Source organism: Paenibacillus sp. J22P51 (genome assembly GCF_059692215.1).
Map to the genome: position 1 here is coordinate 90,526 of NZ_JCAUAZ010000019.1, position 21,264 is coordinate 111,789.

Genomic DNA, 21,264 nt, shown 5'->3' on the forward strand with positions numbered 1-21,264 from the left:
GGTACCCCTTGTAAGATGGAGAAAGATTAACGCTTGCGTTTATTATAGCCCTTCTCATCATAAGGCTCTAGCTTCTCTAACCATAAGTCTAGCAGCGCATCCACTTCGGCGCGATAGCTTTTCAGATCTGTTGTATCCAACATGATTTCATCCCGTGGCTCGATGCGATCTAATACCTCAAACACGAAGCAATCGCCTCCGTATGTTGCCCAATCCTTCTGAAGCTCATTGAAGGTATTCGTGTTCATTTGCTTGCAAAACTCAAGGCGATTCTTCATGCCATCCAGATCCATGCTGCTATTTACGAATATTTTATCGTTCTGGGTGTTGCGAATTTGATAGACACCCATCGCACGAAATGTTTGCGTATAGTTGGTGGCAAGCTCCTTCTTCTTCTGTTTGTCTAACATGCTGATTAGTACCCCATTTCTTTTAAAATCCTGGAAAGCGTGCGTAAACGTTCCCCAATCAACTCTCCGTCATCACTCAACGCTTGGCTGAAAAGCTTGATATCTTCATTAATTTTCTCATTATCCGTACATACCCCTACCGTCATGGCATCCCCTTGCAATCCAATACGGTCGATTACAGGATTCTCGGGATTATACGAGTTCTCATAGCGATAAGCATCCTCTTGGAAATGCAGCTTCGTTCGGCACACGAGAATTGCAAGATCTAGCACGCGGTGCAATGGCAGCTCCTCCGATTGGCGGGACCATTTCTCTCCGGTGTAGCGCCATACTTTAGCAGAAATATCTACCTTTCCTCTGTCGTTCCACTGTGCAAGACCTAAAGAAAGACCTTGTGTATCGGTGTTTTGCGTATATCTGCCGTCGATATTGGCATAATTCTCAGCTACGATGACAGGTTTATGTTTGAGTGTAGTTGGTATTTTCATTGGGATTCCTCCAAGTTCGAATAGGATTCGGATGAAAGCTTTCGGTTTTGTGTTTTTCGCCCGTTTCGATTTACTAATTTACTAATTTACTAAATAGAAAACCGATGAATGAAGTATACCTCAGCTTCTTTTTCAAGTCAATGGATGCCTGTTAGGGGATTTGAATGGTGTCAGAGCATACAAAATTGGGATCAACGTATGCCGATAGGCAAATATGGTAATAATGAAAACACGCGAACGGCGTTCCCCATACAGAAAAACTCCTGCTGCAGCGCCATAATGGCACTGTTTGCAGGAGTTTTTCCTACGCTATTTATAAATCCTGACTTAAGCGAATCATGTCTCTACATTGAATGCCATTTTCAAAAATAGGCTCCTTATAATGTCTTGTGAAAAAATCAAGATCAACACCATAGATCCGAAACCCGCACTTTTGATAAAGACTTAGCTGCTGCACCCCTGAATTACCAGTACCAACCTCAATGGTCTGATAGTTTAAGGTCCTCGCTGTCTCCACCGCGTGCTTGACTAGTTCCTTTCCATAGCCCCTGCCTTGTTTCTTAGTTATTACAGCGATATTCACCAGTTCAACCGTCTTCGGTCTCGTAGGAAGCAGCAAATAAGAACCGATAATTTCATGGTTTTCTTCCAGTACGAAGCATTTGCTTTGATAGACATAAGATTCAACCATCGCAAGTTCTGGATCAGCTAAAAGAAACAAGTGAATCGGATATTCCTCAGTAAGAAGCAATTCTCTAATGTGTAACATCCACTATACCTCCATCCTTAATGTGATGGGATTCAGAAATGAAACTTTTCTTTGATCATCGCCGCAACATCCTCGGGACATAAGCCAGAATTGTTAATACGCAAGTAATTCGCTCTAGTAATTTCTCCTTCGAACGAGTTCAATCGATGCTTCTCCATACTTACGCGTAAGTTCTGTTCAGATTGTGCAGTATCTCGCTTGGTAGGTTTATGCGCGAGTCGATGAGGTGTTTTATTACGTTCAACTCTTTCATCCATTGACGCTTCAAGTTCAACGAAATAAACCTCGCCACCTTGGGATTCGAAAATCGAACAGACTTTCTGCACAAAGTCCCACTCCGCTTGCACATCAAAAGCCCATACGTACGTGAAAATTAAACCATAAAGCTCACTTTTCGCAACAGCTTCAAAAATCTCACAACGAAACAACTCAACTAGCCGCCAAGTTTCTGCGGAGTACCCGAAAAAGGGATGAACAAGATCAATCGTCATATGATTATGGAAGAGCTTCAACTCAGTAATTTTTTCAAGTTCGTGACCGACTGTCATTTTGCCTACAGCTTGCGGACCGAAAATAAGCACAAATTTCATTTCTGCACCTCACTAGGATTCATCCCTTACTCTTAGTTTATCATGCTCACTGCCCATTTATTTGGAAAAAATAAGTATTATTCAATTTTTCCTAGACTCGCTTTGCTGCTGCTGATCACGAGTTAGTCGAGCTAGTCGACTTTTTCGACAATCTCCGCACTTTTGCCGCTGCTTGCGCACGAGTTAGTCGATTTTTTCGACCAACTCCACAAATTTGCGCTGCTTGCGCACGAGTTAGTCGACTTTTTCGACTAACTCCTCACTTTTGCCTCTGCTGCACTCGAGTTAGTCGATTTTATCGACTAACTTCCCTCGTTTTGCCACTGCTACACTCGAGTTAGTCGATTTTATCGACTAACTTCACTCGTTTTGCTACTACAGCATAAGAGTTAGTCGATTGCCACTGCCCTCGATCTCCGGAACAAAAAGAAACGGCCGCCCCAAGGCAGCCGCAACTTAATTATACGTAATCTTCAAGCCCAATTCCGCGGCACGCACTAACGCTGTGTCTGAGAATTTCGGCTTTTTGTACTTCTCTTCGAACTCTTCTTTAGTCAGCGGAGTCCAGTTAAAATCTCGGTTCTGGTACACCCATGTTTTCGTACCCCAGTCCACATGAATCGTACGACTAGCTACCTTTTTCACAACACCAATTTCAAGAATGACACCTGTTTTGCCAAAAAACTTTGCACAGTACTTTCCAACCATTTCACTCACGATACATCCTCATTTCCATTAGTCAAATCACGAAGAATGCCAATTGCGATTTCAAACGTCTCTTCACCTGCTTGAAACTCATCCAGAAAAGAATTTTTGAAAATCCGTTGGATGGCTTGTCCTACACCAGCAACGCTTATATCATCCATATGCTTAATTATATAAATGGCTACGCTGCGAGCCTCACCATCATACTCATCGTCTAAGCTCCCACCCTCAAGCAGCCCAATCGGATCCCACAGATCCAAATGATGCTTTACAACACCTATGACGGGTGAAGGATCAAACGGTAATGACGCCAAGTACTTATTTTCTTTCCTAATTTCATTCTGTATACTCCAGAACATATAATTCATCTTGGTCTCATTCGATACGGCTCGAAATTTCACTGAGATTGCCTCCTTTGTTGGACACCAGCTTGATCTGCTTGTCCTAATCATCAGATCAATCCGCTGCGGTGTCGCCCCTAGCAGTTTATCATGTTGCTAGCGCAATGCCAACTGTTTGTAATTAATCACCTAAATCATTAATGGCATTAATCAAATCCAATCTAGTCTCAGCCAACCGACTTCGATTATCAGAACGATCCTCAGGCTCCAACCAACCAAAGCCATCCCCGACATATCTCGGAAAAACATGGACGTGTACATGGCCTAAATCATTGAAGGTACCGCCATTTTGGAGGATCGTGACGCCATCTGGTTGATAGCGTTTTTTGATCAAACGGGACATTTTCATTGTTGCTTTCAGCATTGCGGCTGACGTAGCCTCCCCCATTTCCTCTATTTCAACAACATGTCGCTTCGGAAGTAGAAGAACATGCCCTTCATTCAACGGCGCGATATCTAAGATACAAGTCAACCACTCATTCTCGTATACCACATGAGCCTGAACTTGTCCGTTCGCTAATTGACATCCTAAGCAAGCAGTTTCCATCTTACCTATTCCTCCTTTCTCATCACAAGCTAAACTCCATCATTTAATTACCTATTCCATCCGGTCCCAGGAATTACCTTCCGAAACAAAAAAACAGCCCCTCCTCTGAGTGACTGCACATCCCAAAATGATGAACTTCCGGTCTCCGTGATCAACCTGAATACACATAAAATCCTTGCCCTGACTTGCGTCCAAGACGTCCCGCCTTCACATATTTCCTAAGTAACGGACATGGCCGATATTTGGGATCCTTGAACCCGTCGTAAAGAATCTCCATGATCGATAAACAGGTGTCCAAGCCAATTAAATCTGCTAGCTCAAGAGGTCCCATAGGATGGTTCATCCCGAGCTTCATCACCGTATCTACAGCTTCCACTGTGGCTACCCCTTCATAAACGGTGAAAACGGCTTCGTTAATCATCGGCATGAGAATACGATTCGAAACGAAACCTGGGAAATCCTGCACCTCAACCGGTGTTTTGCCAAGCTCTTGGCTTAGCTCATAGATCGTATCAAATACTGACTGTGAGGTTTCAAGACCACGAATGATTTCAATGAGCGGCATAACGGGAACCGGGTTCATGAAATGCATCCCTATCACCTGCGAGGGACGTGAGGTCGCAGCAGCGAGCTCGGTAATTGGCAAGGAGGACGTATTCGTAGCCAAAATCACATGAGGCGGACAGATCCCGTCCAACTTGTGAAAAAGAGCCGTTTTCCAGGCCATATTCTCAGAAATCGCCTCGATCACGAGATCCACATGCGCAGCATCTTCCATTGCCTCCGTAGGCTGAATCCGGTTAAGGATGCCGGCCTTCGCTTCCTCCGTCAATCTTCCTTTCGCTACGCTCCGATCCAAATGTTTGCGAATGACCAGCATGCCCTTGTCGATCAGAGTCATAGACAGATCGTGCCAAAGCACCTTACGCCCCGCTGCTGCGGCAACCTGGGCTATGCCGCTTCCCATCTGCCCTGCCCCTACTACCATGATGGTTTGAATAGACATTGTTCATCGCTCCTACAACTTCATGGAAATAAACCTCGTTCACAGCTAGGTTTCACAGCTGTTAATCCACGCGCAATAGAACCGCGTCACCTTGCGCCGTACCACTGCATATCGCTGCAATCCCATACCCACCGCCAATTCTACGAAGCTCATGAATTAGAGTAAGAATAATCCGCGTGCCGCTTGCGCCAATTGGATGACCTAGCGCAATCGCACCTCCGTTGACATTGACCCGCTGTACATCCCAACTAAGCAGACTTTCACATGTGAGCACGACAGCAGCAAAAGCTTCATTCACCTCGAATCGATCGATCTGATCCACCGTCATTCCCGTTTGCTGAAGCAGCTTCCGTATGGCCAAAGCTGGTGTCGTCGCAATATATGGCGCACGCTCACCGACACTTTTATGGCCAAGTATCGTCGCCAGCGGCATCAAGCCCTGGGATTCGGCGATTTCCCTCGCCATCACAACCAAAGCGGCTGCGCCATCGTTCACACCAGGCGCATTCCCCGCTGTTATGCTGCCTTGCTTATCCAACACAGGGGCTAATGCGGCAAGCTTAGCCAAATTCGTATCTGCACGCGGTCCCTCATCGCGATCCACTACACTCGTACCTAGATGGACAGGTACAATTTCCTCTGCGAAATAACCTTTTGATATCGCTTGTAACGCTAATTGATGACTGCGCAGAGCCCATTCGTCCTGCTCCAGACGTCCAATGCTGTACTCGGCAGCAACACGACTTCCATGGACCACCATATGCACACGATCAAAGGGACATGTCAGACCATCATGAATCATGAGATCGATAAGTCGCTGTTCGCCCATTCGTGCGCCCCAACGCGCATGCGTCGCCAGATAGGGAGCGGAGCTCATGCTTTCCATGCCGCCGGCCACGAGTATCGACGCATCCCCGGAGCGGATGATTTGGTCCGCCATAGTTACACTGCGCAGACCTGAAGCGCACACTTTGTTGATCGTCTCTGACGTTACGTTCCACCCAAGACCCGCTCTGTAAGCCGCCTGTCGGGAAGGGATTTGTCCTGCACCTCCTTGCAGTACCATGCCCATCAGCACTTCATCAATCATTAAAGGATCCAGAGACGCACGTCGTATGGCTTCCTTGATAACAATGCCACCCAACTCGACTGCTGGAACATCCTTCAGCGCGCCACCAAACTTGCCGAACGGGGTTCTCGCACCGCCAACAACGACGCTTTCTCGCATACACCTCGCCCTCCAGTCTTTCGCTGCTTGTTATTCATTTAGCTAAGACGTTGTTTCGCGTAATCATTCCTTCTCACTTCATCGCTAAAAAACGAGCGATCGCCTTCCGCTGCTCATCTAATGTTGCTTCCACCATTTGAAGCATTTTCGCATCCCGCATATACCTTTCAACTGGAAATTCTTTCGTATATCCATAACCGCCGTGGATTTGAATTGCTTCTATCGCTACCGCCATCACAGTATCCCCAGCGAATAGATTGGAATACTTCACTCCGCCTCCTCCACCCTGACTCTCACGCCATGCGGTTTGATACGTGAGCAGCCTCGCAGCCTCGATTTGCGTAGCCATGTTCGCAAGCTTGAATGCAATCGCCTGCTGCTGCGCAATCGGTTTACCAAATTGCTTACGAGTCTTCGCATACGCAATAGCCACATCCATGGCTGCTTGCGCTAGCCCTACTGCCAGAGCTGCGATGCCACTTCGAGCACTGTCCAGTGTTCGCAGAGCAATCCGATGGCCGTCACCTTCCTCTCCAAGACGATTCGCAACAGGGATACGGCAGTCCACAAGCTCTAATGACATGCTTGGTGAGCCACGCGTGCCGAGCAAGCTTTCCTTTTTGCCTACAATGAAACCAGGTGTGCCTTTCTCAATAATAAAAGCACTACTCAAGCGCGATGCAGTATCCTCCATCCCCGTCGTTGCAAACACAACATACACATCTGCTTCGTCCGCATTTGAAACGAAAGCCTTTGTGCCCTGCAGCACGTACTCTTCTCCCTCACGCAAAGCTCTCGTCTGCAGCTCTGTTCCCGCTAATACTGTCGCATGTACCATTTCTGACAACGCAAACGCCCCAAGTTTACGCCCCGCCCCCATCGGGCCAAGGAAATCCTGCTTCTGCTCCTCACTGCCAAATATCGAAATAGCCGCGCCTGCCAACGCACTATGCACAAAAAGGGTATACCCCGTTGATGCACAAGCTCGTGCTAACTCCTCTAGAACTAAGCAATTCGTCAGCACATCCGAGCCAAGGCCGCCATACGACTCAGGCACTAGAATCCCTGTTAAGCCAAGCTCACCCATCGTTTCGAATAGCGAGCGATCCAACCTCGCCTCTTCATCACGCAGCGCCGCTGACGGTGCAACCTCCCCTGAAGCAAAATCACGAACCATACCGCGAATCATTTCCAATTCCTCTGAAAGGCTATAATCCATGTGGAGCCCTCCCTCAACCCGCGTGCAATTACCCCTTATCCTCCCATGTTGATCGCGCAATCGTTCCGTCTAACGCTTCATACTCCTCATAACGAATGGCCTTATATAACTCAGTGCGAGTTTGCATATTGTCTAGGGATCCCACTTGCGTCCCTTGTTGACGAATCTCCTCAAATACACGCTCATATGCCTTAGCAGCAACACGGAGGGACGTGACTGGATAGAGAACCATGCGGATGCCCCAGCTTTCAAATTGCGCTGCCGTAAAGTAAGGTGTACGTCCAAACTCTGTCATATTAGCCAAAAGAGGTGCGTCCACTTCCTTACGAAAATGTTGAAAGTCCTCCTCACTCTCAAGTGCTTCTGGGAAAATCGCATCCGCACCAGCGGCGAGATAGTGCTTTGCACGGGTAATGGCTGCTGCCATTCCTTCTACCCCTATCGCATCTGTTCGTGCAAGAATATATAGAGTTGGGCTTACTGCTTTGAGCGTGCGGATTTTTTGACACATTTCTTCGGTGGAAATGAGCTTCTTACCGCTGAGATGTCCGCATTTCTTCGGCATTTCTTGATCTTCAATCTGCACAGCGGCGACCTTCGCCTCCACCATCTCCTTCGCTGTCCGTGCTACATTCAGAATGCCGCCGTAACCTGTATCGATATCTACCAACAACGGAAGTCCAGATGCTCGAACGAGCTCACGCGCACGCTCAGCCACCTCGTTGGAATAAATAAGCCCCAAATCAGGCAAACCTCTACTCGCCGTATAAGCAGCACCAGACAAGTAAAGGGCTTCAAACCCTGCTTGCTTCGCCATTCTTGCGGCCATGCCATCGTGGGTACCAATGATCTGAAGAATAGGACCCGCTTCGACTACACGGCGCCATTCAGCCGCTAACTGTTCTTGACTCGGCTCCTCCTCAATCAGCCATGACATAGTAACCTCCTACCTCAACTCATACGTACCGTTCTGCTGCTGAATTAAATCACAAAAAGAGACATATACGCGGGAACGGTTATCTGTATGAAATTCTCGTAATCGAGTGAGAGCCTCATAATTTCTTCCGTCTGTTTCCGAGGAAATCGAGTTTGCACATTCGCTTTAAACTTGTCGATCACCTTCGGCAACCCCTCAACACGCCGTCTGCGGTGTCCGATGGGGTATTCACAGACAATTTTCTCCGTAGATGTACCATCCTTAAAATAAATTTGAATGCTGTTCGCAATGGAACGCTTATCCGGATCTAGGTAGTCCTTGCTGTATTGCTCGTTCTCGACAACAACCATACGCTCCCGAAGCGCATCAATGCGTGGGTCAGCAGCAATATCATCTTCGTAATGCTCCGCAGTCAACGTGCCGTAAAGGAGTCCGATGGCAACCATGTACTGTAGACAATGATCACGATCTGCAGGATTATGCAGGGGTCCTTTTTTATCAATAATTCGCAGCGCTGATTTGTGTGTTGTTAACATAATTTTAGTTATGTCAACTAAATGATCTTTGACACGTTCATGCAGAGTGAGTGCACACTCAACCGCGGTTTGCGCATGAAACTCGGCAGGAAATGAAATTTTGAATAGAATATGCTCCATCACATAGCTGCGTAGGGGTCGAGCCAAGGTTAATGTCTTGCCTTCAAAAAGCACATCCTGAAATCCCCAATTCGGAGCCGTCAAAGCTGATGCATATCCCATCTCTCCGCCTACTGCCATCAGAGCCAATCGTACCGCACGACTTGTCGCATCACCCGCTGCCCAAGATTTCCTAGATCCCGTATTCGGCGCATGCCGATATGTTCGTAAGCTAGCACCATCAATCCACGCGTTGGAGATGGCGTTGCATACCTCTTCTTTCGTACCTCCCAACATGACTGTAGCCACTGCCGTTGAGGCGATTTTCACCAGATGTACATGATCCAAACCAACACTATTCAAGCTATTTTCCAATGCGAGTACACCTTGTATCTCATGAGCTTTGATCGCCATCGTTAAAACGTCCTTCATGTTGAATGGTGTTTGCCCCTCTGCGATGCGCCTTCTGCTCACATAATCGGCAACGGCTAAGATGCTTCCTAAGTTATCGGATGGATGCCCCCATTCTGCGGCTAGCCACGTGTCATTATAATCGAGCCACCGTATCATACAGCCAATATTAAAGGCCGCTTGAACGGGGTCCAATTCGTATCTAGTACCTGGCACGCGAGCACCGCCGAACACCTCTGCACCTGGTACAATCGGACCAAGATGCTTCGTGCACGCTGGAAAACGCAGTGCAAGCAAGCCCGTTCCCAGAGAGTCCAACAGGACATGCTGGGCAATCTGATACGCTTCCTCGCTCTCAATCTCGGCATTCAGAGCATAGTCAGCAATCTCATCAATTAGCGGGTCAAAAATCATCTCCCTCTGATTCGATTCACTAGGCGTACTCATACGATTTCGTCCTCACTTTCTGAAAGACTTTGTCCCTGAGGCGGGTGCAAATCTCTCGCTCCGGTATAACGGACACGTGGTCTGAACAAGCGATTATTCGCATGCTGCTCCATGACATGTGCACTGATTCCCAGTGTTCGAGCTGCAAGGAAAACAGGCGTAAACAGCTCAATCGGAATACCAAGTAAGTAGTAGACAGGTGCTGCATAATAATCTAGGTTCGGATGCAGCTGCTTCTCAGTCCTCATCACGTCTTCCCCGCGTACGCACATGTCGTACAGTTCTTGTTGGTTGCACAGGGGGGCGAGCTGAGCCAGTGCTTCTTTCATCAACAAGGCGCGAGGATCAGGCTTTCGCATATACACACGATGCCCAAACCCCATAATGCGCTCTTTCCTTGCAAGCTTCGAACGAATCAACGCTTCGAGCTCATCTTCCGAACCCGCTTCAAGCAGCATGTGCATCACCGCTTCATTCGCTCCACCGTGCAACGTACCTTTGAGCGATGCAACCGCGCCGACAAGTGCGCCGTATAAATCAGACTGTGTTGAAGCAATTACGCGAGCCGTAAACGTTGAATTCGGCAGTTCATGTTCACTATATACCACCAAGGATTGATCAAAAATCGCTTCCTCAATCTGTGTCGGCTTCTCTCCTGTAATCATGTACAGAAAGTTAGCGGTATACGATAGTTTGGGATCTGGTTCGATCAGGGATTGCTTGGTCAACGCGCGATAACCATACGCGACAATTTGCGGTACCTTGGCAAGCAGGCGTATTGCTTTACGTCCATTAGCCTCAGCTGATCGATCATCGAGCTCCTCATCAAAGCTCGCAAGCGCGGAAATACTCGTTCGCAGCACATCCATCATATCTGCTCGATCTGGCATCAAATGGAGCATCGCACGCACATTCGGCGGTAATCCATAGACAGATTGTATCTGTGACTCAATCGCTTTACGCCGTTGCTCATTCGGCAATTCACCTTCTAGCAGAAGTCCAACGACGTCCAAATAGGTCATTTGCTCCGCAAGCTCCATTAGATCATACCCGCGAATGACGATCTCTTCCTTCTCCACATCCAGAAATGAAATGCTAGTCTCACTGGCTATGACATGCTCAAGTCCAGGCAAATACTGATCACTCATGTTTTCGCTCTCCCTTCCTACGTGCTTTCAGAAAGTAGCAAACGCGAAATCACAATTCGCTGAATTTCATTCGTCCCTTCATAAATTTGGGTCACTTTGGCATCTCGCAGATAACGTTCCACCTTTGATTCCTTTAAACACCCCCATAAACCACATAGTTGAACACCACGCAAACATACTTTTACAGCCGTATCACTGGCAAAAAGCTTCGCTATGGCAGCCTGCTTCCCATAAGAGAGCCCCTTGCTCTTGCGCCAAGCGGCTTGATAGGTCAGCAGCCTTGCGGCCTCAATGTGCGTCGCCATCTCGGAAATATGAGCATCGAACAGCTCGCCGCTAAGTGCGCCGACTCCCGCTCCATACGCTGTGACAGCGTCCAGGGCCCCTTGGCTAATGCCCGTTGCTTGCGCGGCAATCCCAATCCGTCCGCCATCCAGACTCCGCATCGCGATGCGGAAGCCTTCGCCTTCTGGACCTAGCCGATTTTCCGTTGGCACTCTGCATGCCTCAAACCTCAGCTCCATCGTAGTGGATGAGCGGATGCCGAGCTTTTTTTCTTTCGTGCCGAAAATAAGCCCAGCTGTCCCTTTTTCCACGATGAAGGCCGTACAGCCCTTTTGCTTGTTCATCGCATCCGTTAACGCAAAAACAATATACACCTCCGCCTCCCCGCCATTCGTAACGAATAGCTTGGAGCCGTTAAGCTCATACGCATCTCCCACATTTGTAGCGGTTGTGCGCATGGCTCCAGCGTCTGAGCCGGATTCGCTCTCCGTCAGACAGTAGGCGCCAAGCTTATGCCCTTGGTTCATTGGAAGCAAAAACCTTATCTTCTGAGCATCCGTACCATACGCTTGAATCGCCCAGCTGGCCAGCGACGTATGCACGGAGAGCATAACACCAGTAGAAGCACATACACGCGATAACTCCTCAATCACCATGGCATAGGTTAAGAAATCGGCTCCCCCGCCACCATATACTTGTGGCCAGGGTATCCCAGTCCATCCAAGCTCACCCATGCTGTCGAAAATCCCACGATCAAACCGCTCATGTTCATCCCTTTCCTCTGAAGTCGGGTCCATTCTCGCGAGTGCAAACTCACGAACTTTCGTACGAATATCTTGCTGATCTTGGGTATAAGAGAAATGCATGCGACGACCTCCTTCGACGTGTTCATGTTGCTAACACCTGATTGGCCGAGGTTGATTGGGTCGATCGTAATTCTTTGGACAAGTTGTAAACGCTTTCAATTATATGTTATATATACACGCTTTTGTTAGGCATTAGACTGTGCCGCGACAAAAAATGATCGTCTTCCGATTACTTCTTTCTTTCATTGCTGTAAGAACACATTTAGTTACTTCTACTTCTCATTGCAACTATACACTTGATAGTTACTTCTACCACAAATCCCCACCAAACAGCGTGTTACTTCACTCCGATCAACGCGCCTCCCACCAGCCGCTGGGTTTAGATGGAAAAAGTACAGTTATTTTCGATGAATATTCGATTTCTGAACGATTAGATGGAAAATATGATGTTAATTCTGCGGATTTCACTTTTTTGGCAGAATACCCTTCAAATTAACATCAGGAAATCCAGTTAGTTTCCATTTCTCTGCGAAAACTGACGAAATAGCTGTACAATTTCCAGTTAATTGATATTTTACCGACACCTAGGTTGAGATGATATTAATGACTGGCTTTCATAGCATGTATGTCATTACGCCATTGCATGGTTACTAGATGCTTGATATAACAAAAGAGGAGCAGTTATCTGCCCCTCTTTCTCTATGATAACAACTCCTACTCGGACTTCATCACAACACCCGCTGGTAAAACCCGCTCCACATGCTCGCGCAACGAAGTATTCGTAACAAGCTCATCACTGAAAATCGCAATAATCCCGGCGTCTTCTCGCGTTCGAATCAAACGGCCCATCCCTTGTCGCAATCTGAGCAGCATGTAAGGAATATCGACTTCTTCATAAGGAGAAGCAGCCGCTTCACGCTTCGCGTTAAATACCGGATCCTGCGGAGGGAACGGCAGCGCCCAGACAATGACATTGGATAGCGATGGGCCAGGAATATCAAGTCCTTCCCACAGGCTCACGGCAGCCAAGACACTGTGCTCATCCTCTTGGAACGAAGCGATCACATGCGAAATTTCTTGATCTCCTTCATAGAAGAAGGTTAGATCCTTACAATCCGAACGAGATGACATCTCAGCTTTGAACCGTTGTAATTCCTGATGTGTAGGGAACAGAATCAGCGCTCTGCCTTCCGTCCTTTTCAACAAGCCAACGGCTGCCGTCATCTTCTCTTGGAACGTTCCACCTTCCGTGAAGCGCGGGGCAACGACTTCCATCCGTTCCACATAGTCATACGGAGAATCTACCGAAAACGACAGATATTTTTCTAAGCCTAAGCTGTTCGCCACATAGTCAAAGCTACCTTCTACAGATAGTGTCGCCGAGGAGAAGACAATAGGCATTTTAGAGGAAAAGACATTCTCCTTCAACACTTCCTTCACCGTTCTAGGCATGATAACAAGACTGAGTCCAGTAATGCTTTCCGTCGCCCAGCAAATGAAGGAATGATCGTTGCGGAATAACGCAAGCGCCTTCTGCATCATCTCCAAATGCTCCTCGACAATTTTCAGCTGATAGTCATTGAGGGTAAACATTTCCCCTTCAAAGACGAGCTCCTCTTCAATCTCGGACAAAATATCACAGAGCGTATGAATCTCTCTTTTCAAGAGATCACTCATGACAATCTGTTTACGATCAGAGCCCGCAATCGGACGACAGCTTTTTTCTAATACCTCAAACATGCGTTCGCTCTGCTCGATTGCCCGATCAATACAGACGGCTAGGGTTTCACGAACTTCCCCTTTTAGTAATCGAATGACCAATTCCTCGAAAACCATATGCTTTAGCTTATAGGTCAACGCTTTTTGTGCAGCGGATTCCATTAAATGTCCTTCATCAAACACAACAGTACAATGATCTGGCAGTAATGGCAGCTGTCCTTCACGCTTTCTTCCGTCATACGTCCACACATGCTCCATGTAGAAATCATGCGAACAGATGATTAAATCCGCCGATTTCCGGTAGGATTCGCGGGATAAGGTTTGTCCACAGCGATGCCGTTTATCACACACAAAGCAGTCTTGGTAAGCATCCCAGTTCATGCGGTGCCACTGCTCATCGTTTAGCTGCGGATAGTTTTTGCGATCGCCGTAGGCATAGAACGTTTGCAGGGCTTCACGCGTATGCACGAATTCAGGAAGACCCTCATACACCTCGCGGTACAGCCCTGTATCTTCGTGCCCGAATCTAGCCTCATCCAGCTTGACCAAGCAAGCATACTGATCTGGTGATTTAGCAAGTCGCGCATCGATTTTCATATTTAAGTGGCGTGAAATTTTATCGATATCCCCGCCTGGTTTAACGAGCTGCTCAATTAACGATTCATCCGCACAGGCGATAATCGCCGGTTTGTTCGTGAAGCGTGAATAGCACAGTGCATATAATAAATACACCAACGTTTTGCCTGTCCCAACGCCAGCTTCCGCAAAAATCGTCTGTTTCTCCGCATAAGCCCGCTCTAGCTGAAACGCCATGTAAATCTGTTCATCTCTTACCTCAAACCCTGCTTCAGGCAATATGTCATAAAAGATATCCGCAATCCAGTCGGACACCTGCTGCATATATGGCTGTGCATGATCATACGCAAATGGATAACGTCCCACGTTAATGCCCCCAACCCATAGTTTGAATCAAACTTGTATTATCTCATGAATGTACGTTAAATGCAAAATATCAAGAGGAAAATGAGAAAAGCCCACTCCCACAGCAATGGCGACGCTGTACAGAGTGAGCATTTTATTACATGCTAAAACGTTCGCGATATCCGCACTTACGGCATAACTCCTCGACCACTTCACGTCTGGAAAAGCCTTCGAATAAGCGATTGGCACGCTCACCTTCTACGATTTCGGAGAAAGGCGTGTGGTTGATGTTACCCAAATTGATAACCCCTTCCCCATCGAGACAACAAGGGATGACGGTTCCGTCAACCAGAATACCCGCTTGATTACGTAGGGCATGGCAGAAACCAGGACCTGAGATCTCCTCCGCCTTCAAATCTGGCCACTGGAACTCGTGATCCTGATTCAAATAGACGCGATCGGCAAGCTTAACGCCAGTTCCGCGGACAAATTTCTCATCGATTTTGTAATCGAGCTCGAATTCCTTCTCTAACAGCTCCAACACTTCACGATTCCGATTCCGCTCCAAATTCGTCTGATTATCTGTGTCCAAATTCCATAATCGGAAGGAAATAATGACATTAGATTTCGCAACGATCTCCTTCGCAAACCGCAGAATACTCGTTACATAGCCTTCTTTATCTTCAGAGCCCTCGTGGCCATCAAAGCTGTGCAAGGAGAAATTCATTTGCCGAAGCGCCGGTTTATCGAGCAATTTGTGCCTATTTTTGTTAATCAGCGTTCCATTGGTTGTAATATTAACCTTGAAGCCCTTCTCGTGGCTTAGATCGAGCAGCTCATCGATTTTGGGATGAAGCAGCGGCTCACCCTTCACATGCAAATAAATGTGATCCGTATGCGGCTTAATTTGATCAAGAATATTCGTAAACGTATCTATTTTGATGAAATTCGCTTGACGCTTTGTCTGCGGACAGAACGTGCAGGCCAAGTTGCAGACGCTCGTAATTTCAATATAAAACTTTTTAAACTTCTTCATGGTCGGACTCCGTTTCTATTTTGCGCTACTATGATAGAGGCTATTATACCAAGCGAGGCGGCTGAATGAAAGGATTTCGCACATTTTAGAAAAACAGCTGCACCATCCATCCAATGAAATACGCTGACGGTACGAGAAATATTTGCGCCAGAAGCGTTCCTAAGAAGCGAGTTGTCATGAGTAAGGCATAGATTTTGCCTAGCTGCTTGCGTTGATCTTCATCATGCAGTGCCTTATCGGTAATTAAACCTAACTGCGGATCAATGAATATCGTTAGCAAAATGGTGGCAATCCCGTTGATCAGACCAGATGCTTGTGAGGCAGTCGTTGCATGATCAGGCCATAAATGAGCCGCATACAGCGAGGCTAGAACACCTACAGAATAAAACGCCGTAACTACGATATTGATGAACAGAAACCGTTTGGATATACCGAGATAACGGAACTGGCTTAGCTTTAACTTTGGCTTTTTGATGTATTTGGTTGTGTTCTTGAGTTGTGAAATCGTGACATTCGTGAGCATTTTCGGTAAGGATCCTGCAATTTCGAGGCGAGCAATCACTCTAGCACTAAGGTTGATAAAAGTAGGAAATAACGCAATGGCAATGACCGTCCCGATGGACGAGGCCAACAGACTTATTCGTAAGTATCGCACCAAATCAAACGTAGGCTCATGCTTGGCAAAATCCACAAAGTGTGCCGTCATCGGCGCCTGAATTAAGTTCGCAGTCCGAGAGACGAGCACGACGATGCCAACTAGCGAAAGCGCCACAGCGAGCTTGTTCACCCGCACTCCCGCATAGCGAATCGAGTACGACAGCGTCTCTGCTGTATGAATGATCATTGTTAAAATAAATACCAATATGAGCGTGTTGATCATACGATTTTCTCATCCTTTGCGTGAGTGATTTGTGCTAAAACGAACGAAAACCCACCTTCTGTTGGCAGCATCGGGTGGGTTTCGTGGGGATAGGTTCAGGAAAATGCTAGCTTTGCCCCATCTTTCGGAGGTTCGAGCGCCAAATTCTAGCTTCGCCCCTCCGCTCGGAGGTCCAAGCGCCAAACTTCTAGCTTCGCCACTCTCCGCTCGGAATTCAAGCGCCAAACTTCTAGCTTCGCCACTCTCCGCTCGGAATTCAAGCGCCAAACTTCTAGCTTCGCCACTCTCCGCTCGGAATATAGGCCGGAAATAGATGGAAAACATGCAGATAATTTCGCTGATTTCACCCAACTGGGCTCTTTAAATGGAAAATAGGTAGTTAATTTCACGAATTTCATCGTTTGCAGCGAATTCCGTTGAAATTAACTACAGGAAATCCAGTTAATTAGGGTTTTGGTGAGATATTTAGAAGATTACCTGTAGTTTTTACAGTTAATTGGAGTTATGACAGACTAACTTGTGTTGAGCCTTTGTTTTACTATTCGTGACGCAGCTCGGATTCCCTTTTTTGGTAATCGCGAAGCGCGCAGGAATGACGTCAAATGCTAAGTTTTGCGGTCGTCGCCGTACCACAGCTCACGGAACGTGGAGCTGTGTCGCAGCAGCTCCTCCGACGTGCCTTCCGCTTCGATGCGGCCGTCTTTCATCACGATGATGTGGTCGGCACGCGTCAACGCGGTTTTGCGGTGCGAGACGACCAGACACGTCGCTTCACTGCGACGCTGGAACATCCGCTCCCAGAGCTTCTGCTCCGTCTCGACGTCGAGCGCGCTCGACAGGTCGTCGAAGACATACAGCTCGGCGTCCCGCACGAGCATGCGGGCTGCGGCCGTCCGCTGCGCTTGGCCGCCGGAGAGCTTCACCCCGCGCGGGCCGATGACCGTGTCCAGCCCGCCAGGCAGCTGCGCGACGTCGTACTCGAGCACCGCCGCGTTCAGTGCCTGCTGCAAGCTGTCACCTTGCTCCGCTTGCCCGAGCAAAATATTATTGCGCAGCGTATCGCTGTATAGCCGCGGCACCTGCGCGGTATACGCGCTCTGCGGCGGTGTAAAGAAGGTGCCCGGATCTTCGACGGGCACACCATTCCACGCGATCGTTCCTTTCTCCTTGGGCAGCAGCCCAAGAAGGGAACGAACCAGCGTGGTTTTGCCAGAGCCGATCGTTCCCGTGATGACGTTGAACGATCCTCTGCGCATGGCGAAGTGAATGTCAGCGATACCTCTCCCCGTATCCGGGTAGGTGTAGCTGAGCCCATTCACTTCCAAGCTGCAGCGGAGGCGCAACCACGCTCTCACTTATATGATCTTGGTCCATCGCTTGATGACCTCTGTCTATCACTTGGCTGCTTTTTGCTCCAAGTCCTTCCTTCCGGGATACCGAATCAACCTTCCCTACCCGCTCCTTCTTCAAATACAACGGCTTCACCATCGTCAACACCTTTGCCGACGCGCCTTGCAATAAGAACGTCAACCGCTCCAATGAAACACTCATTTGTTTAAAGTAAGTGATAAATTTCCCTACATTCGTAATAAACTGCGTTACGAAGGTCAAATAGTAGACGAACAACGCAAGATCACCGACGGTGAACGTCCCGGCTCTCATTTTCGTCCCAGCCAAAAGAAGCAAAAGACCCGTTCCCAAATTAACCGAATTCGAAAACACGGAGTCAAGCAATTCGCTCATTAGCCGATCTTTAAGCATCGCTTTACGGCGATTATCTCCAAAAGTACGAAACCGCTCGATCACTCGCTTTTCGGCGCCAGCGACTTGAATGGCCTGCACGTTACCGAACATTTCGCTGATTTCGCCCGTTACTTTTGATGTGGATTCCCGACTGGCCGCGCGGTATTTCTGTAGACGTACGGTTGCGAGTTGAGCCGCTGTGATAACGATCACGATTGGCATAAACACAAGCAACGTCATTTGTGCATCAATGCGAATCAATATGTATCCAGACACGAGGGCAAAACACGTCATCCCAAACACATCAACTGACCAGCTCGCCGCTTCCTCAGATTGATCTACATCGTCTCGGAAATGACTGATTGCCTCACCGGGAGATACCGGAATCGCTTGTGCACCTGGTTGCTTGAGAACATGCTCTAACAAATTACGGCGAAGCAGCATCCCCATCCGAAAGCGGAAATGCACATCCGTAATGAATCCAATGACGATCAGCAGGATTCGTCCAAGTGCTGCCCCGATCAGCAGCGCGATCAAGCCCCACACACCAAACTTCAGAGTGGCATTTCCCGTTAATGTATCGAAGAATGCTTTTGTTATCAGACCAGGAGCAATTGGGGCCAAATAAATGACCGTCCATGCAAAGGCATTAATGAAATACCGGAAAGGCTTATACATAATAAGTCCTTTTAAATATTGAAACGTCGTCATGCCAACACCTCCTCTAACCCTGTCGCGAGTAATTGGCTGAATCGGGAATTAGGGTCAGCGGCAAGAATCTCTCGACGACCGGATTCCAGCACACGCCCTCCATCCAAAATGACGATATGATCCGCACGTTGAACTGTGGCTAGTCGATGGGCGATCATGATGCAGGAGCGATCATTTAACAATTTGGAAACCGCCTTCTCCATCCGTTGCTCGGTCAAAGGATCCAGTCGCGATGAAGCTTCATCCATAATGACCAATCCCGGATTCGTTAAGAATACACGTGCAAAAGCCAACAACTGCGCCTCACCCGCAGACAAGCTGCTTCCGCCCGAAGCGAGTCCCGTATCCAGTCCCTCTGGCATTGCTTCATACCAAGCGCCTAAGCCAAGTTCATGAAGCACCTCAATAATCTGTTCATCCCGAATCCCCGCATTATAAAAGGTTAAATTATCCCGAATTGTCCCTTGGATAATTTCAATATTTTGTGTCACGAGTGCGACACGTTTACGCAGATCAGCTAACTTACAATCGCGAATATCGGTTCCGCTGAGTGCAATCACACCGCTTTGCGGATCATAGAAACGCAATAACAACCTGGCAATCGTGGACTTCCCACTCCCTGTGCGACCTAGCAATCCAAGCACTTCGCCAGGCTTCAAAGTCATCGTCAGTTGATCAATTGTAGGCTGATCCTCGTCATAGCTAAATACAACATCCTTGAAATCCACCCCAAGTGGTCCTTCTGGCAGCTTGGCCCCTGGTCCATCTTGAATTTTGGACTGAATCGCGAATAGCTCTCTGATGCGGGAAATACTTGCGTCTGCTTTTTGCAAATCTTCCATTTGCGTCCGAATCTTTTCAATAGGCTTTGCCAGTAATTCCGTATAGAAGAAAATCAAATACACGGTTCCTAGCGTAATGTGATTACCATGCCATAGGTAGGCGCTGATCCCGAACGCCATCGCATTGCCTAACGCGAACACGAAGATCGACATGTTCCACATCGCACAGAACCCGAGGAAAGCTTTCACACGCAAAGGCAACATTTTTCGCAACATGGTATAGAAACGATTCATCACGAAGCTCACTGCACCATTGGCGCGAATGTCTTCCGTCCCTTCCAAATGCTCTCCGATAAAACCATAAAACTCCGCGTTCGCCTGCCGCCACCCCGCCCAAACGGGCACAGCAAATTGACGAATCCACCCAATCATATAAATCGCGACAACAACGAAAACCGCCATTCCTACGCCAATTAACCAATTTTCACGGAATAGCAGCACGAGAATCCCCGCCATCAGCAGTACATTGCCAAATAAATGAATGATCATGCTGGAGAAAAAATTCGCAAGCGCATTCACATCGCCATCCACACGCTCGATCAGCGAGCCAGATGTATGACTCTTATGAAAGGACATATCCAAAGACAGACAATGTGCCGCTAAATCGACGCGCAGCTTATTCGTTGTTTTCCAGCCGACATTTTCACTAAAATAAGTCGCAATCACCGATACAAGCTGCTGGACCAGCGCAAAGCCAATAAATAAGAGCGCAGCTGTAAAAAGAGGCTGCATCGCCCCCTGCGACTGCGCGGTATCGATAAAATAGCGGATAATTTGCGGATTAATCAGCTGCAGTCCAATGGATGCGAACAATAGCAAGGTCAATCCAATCAGCGTCCCCTTCTGAGGAAACAAATAGCGGCCGAGCAGCTCGCGATATTGCCCCATGGAGTTGCTGTTTTTTCGGTTTTTCTTCATAGAAATGGAGTCCTCCGTATTCCTCTTGACGTACACTCCATCATACTAAATTGACTCCTTCTCGACAACGGACACTTTCGATAAAATGAAAAAGGCCGCCGATCGGTGGTACATGTCGTTCCGTACAGTCCACTTAGCGAATGGTTTGATATGATAACAGTAACGGTGTTTTTCAACTCTACAGCGATGGAATCAAACAAATAGAGCTCATTCTGGAGCTGTAACGGTGTTTTTCATCCTTACAGCAAAGAAATCTATCATTTGCAGCTCATTCTGGAGCTGTAACGGTGTTTTTCATCCTTACAGCAAGGGTATCCATCAATTGCAGCTCTTCCTGGAGCTGTAACGGTGTTTTTGCAACTAGAATTATAAGTGGACACCTCGTTAACAGATTTAAGATAATAGACGTAACGAGGAGGTGTTCACATGGGTGAACAACGGCAAAGGTACAATGATGAATTT

19 protein-coding genes and 1 pseudogene are annotated in these 21,264 nt (G+C 47.7%); all 20 read right to left on the minus strand.

The window, feature by feature from the left end:
- Window positions 1-26: 26 nt before the first annotated feature.
- Window positions 27-410 (minus strand): GIY-YIG nuclease family protein, encoded by a 384-nt coding sequence (locus AC58QC_RS26980; RefSeq protein ID WP_497418141.1) that lies wholly within the window; start codon window positions 408-410, stop codon window positions 27-29.
- A 5-nt stretch (window positions 411-415) separates the two neighbouring features.
- The gene (locus AC58QC_RS26985; protein WP_477593919.1) at window positions 416-898 is read right to left on the minus strand and encodes a DUF6530 family protein; all 483 of its coding nucleotides are present in this window, start codon (window positions 896-898) and stop codon (window positions 416-418) included.
- 313 nt (window positions 899-1,211) lie between these two features.
- Window positions 1,212-1,667, minus strand: a complete 456-nt coding sequence (locus AC58QC_RS26990; RefSeq protein WP_497418142.1) for a GNAT family N-acetyltransferase — start codon at window positions 1,665-1,667, stop codon at window positions 1,212-1,214.
- Between the two features lie 32 nt (window positions 1,668-1,699).
- Window positions 1,700-2,257 (minus strand): DEAD/DEAH box helicase family protein, encoded by a 558-nt coding sequence (locus tag AC58QC_RS26995; RefSeq protein WP_497418143.1) that lies wholly within the window; start codon window positions 2,255-2,257, stop codon window positions 1,700-1,702.
- 456 nt (window positions 2,258-2,713) lie between these two features.
- On the minus strand, window positions 2,714-2,974 hold the full coding sequence (locus tag AC58QC_RS27000; RefSeq protein ID WP_497418144.1) for a hypothetical protein: 261 nt from the start codon (window positions 2,972-2,974) through the stop codon (window positions 2,714-2,716).
- Entirely contained in the window at window positions 2,971-3,363 is a 393-nt protein-coding gene (locus tag AC58QC_RS27005; protein ID WP_497418145.1) for a hypothetical protein, read from the minus strand. The genes AC58QC_RS27000 and AC58QC_RS27005 overlap by 4 nt, the downstream gene beginning before the upstream one ends.
- A gap of 121 nt (window positions 3,364-3,484) precedes the next feature.
- On the minus strand, window positions 3,485-3,910 hold the full coding sequence (locus AC58QC_RS27010; RefSeq protein WP_497418146.1) for an HIT family protein: 426 nt from the start codon (window positions 3,908-3,910) through the stop codon (window positions 3,485-3,487).
- A 151-nt stretch (window positions 3,911-4,061) separates the two neighbouring features.
- On the minus strand, window positions 4,062-4,916 hold the full coding sequence (locus AC58QC_RS27015) for a 3-hydroxybutyryl-CoA dehydrogenase (RefSeq protein WP_497418147.1): 855 nt from the start codon (window positions 4,914-4,916) through the stop codon (window positions 4,062-4,064).
- Between the two features lie 61 nt (window positions 4,917-4,977).
- Complete coding sequence (locus AC58QC_RS27020) at window positions 4,978-6,144, minus strand: acetyl-CoA C-acetyltransferase (protein ID WP_497418148.1); 1,167 nt, start codon at window positions 6,142-6,144, stop codon at window positions 4,978-4,980.
- 73 nt (window positions 6,145-6,217) lie between these two features.
- Window positions 6,218-7,363, minus strand: a complete 1,146-nt coding sequence (locus tag AC58QC_RS27025) for an acyl-CoA dehydrogenase family protein (RefSeq protein WP_497418149.1) — start codon at window positions 7,361-7,363, stop codon at window positions 6,218-6,220.
- 28 nt (window positions 7,364-7,391) lie between these two features.
- A complete protein-coding gene (gene prpB / locus AC58QC_RS27030) occupies window positions 7,392-8,300 on the minus strand; it encodes a methylisocitrate lyase (RefSeq protein ID WP_497418150.1) in 909 nt (302 codons plus the stop codon).
- 44 nt (window positions 8,301-8,344) lie between these two features.
- Window positions 8,345-9,793: a bifunctional 2-methylcitrate dehydratase/aconitate hydratase gene (locus tag AC58QC_RS27035; protein ID WP_497418151.1), complete on the minus strand. Its 1,449-nt coding sequence runs from the start codon at window positions 9,791-9,793 to the stop codon at window positions 8,345-8,347.
- A complete protein-coding gene (gene mmgD, locus AC58QC_RS27040; RefSeq protein ID WP_497418152.1) occupies window positions 9,790-10,941 on the minus strand; it encodes a citrate synthase in 1,152 nt (383 codons plus the stop codon). Before mmgD ends, AC58QC_RS27035 begins: the two co-directional genes overlap by 4 nt.
- Before the next feature lie 17 nt (window positions 10,942-10,958).
- The gene (locus AC58QC_RS27045) at window positions 10,959-12,092 is read right to left on the minus strand and encodes an acyl-CoA dehydrogenase family protein (protein WP_497418153.1); all 1,134 of its coding nucleotides are present in this window, start codon (window positions 12,090-12,092) and stop codon (window positions 10,959-10,961) included.
- A gap of 654 nt (window positions 12,093-12,746) precedes the next feature.
- On the minus strand, window positions 12,747-14,693 hold the full coding sequence (locus AC58QC_RS27050; protein WP_497418154.1) for an ATP-dependent DNA helicase: 1,947 nt from the start codon (window positions 14,691-14,693) through the stop codon (window positions 12,747-12,749).
- A gap of 136 nt (window positions 14,694-14,829) precedes the next feature.
- Window positions 14,830-15,708, minus strand: a complete 879-nt coding sequence (locus tag AC58QC_RS27055) for a radical SAM/SPASM domain-containing protein (RefSeq protein ID WP_056625258.1) — start codon at window positions 15,706-15,708, stop codon at window positions 14,830-14,832.
- Between the two features lie 85 nt (window positions 15,709-15,793).
- Window positions 15,794-16,588, minus strand: coding sequence for a lipid II flippase Amj family protein (locus AC58QC_RS27060; protein WP_497418155.1), 795 nt, complete (start codon window positions 16,586-16,588; stop codon window positions 15,794-15,796).
- A gap of 605 nt (window positions 16,589-17,193) precedes the next feature.
- A pseudogene (locus AC58QC_RS27065) lies at window positions 17,194-19,042 on the minus strand (ABC transporter ATP-binding protein).
- On the minus strand, window positions 19,039-20,802 hold the full coding sequence (locus tag AC58QC_RS27070; RefSeq protein WP_497418156.1) for an ABC transporter ATP-binding protein: 1,764 nt from the start codon (window positions 20,800-20,802) through the stop codon (window positions 19,039-19,041). Before AC58QC_RS27070 ends, AC58QC_RS27065 begins: the two are co-directional and overlap by 4 nt.
- Before the next feature lie 268 nt (window positions 20,803-21,070).
- Window positions 21,071-21,264 (minus strand): hypothetical protein (locus tag AC58QC_RS27075; RefSeq protein ID WP_497418157.1); only part of this gene is annotated, 194 nt, incomplete at its 5' end.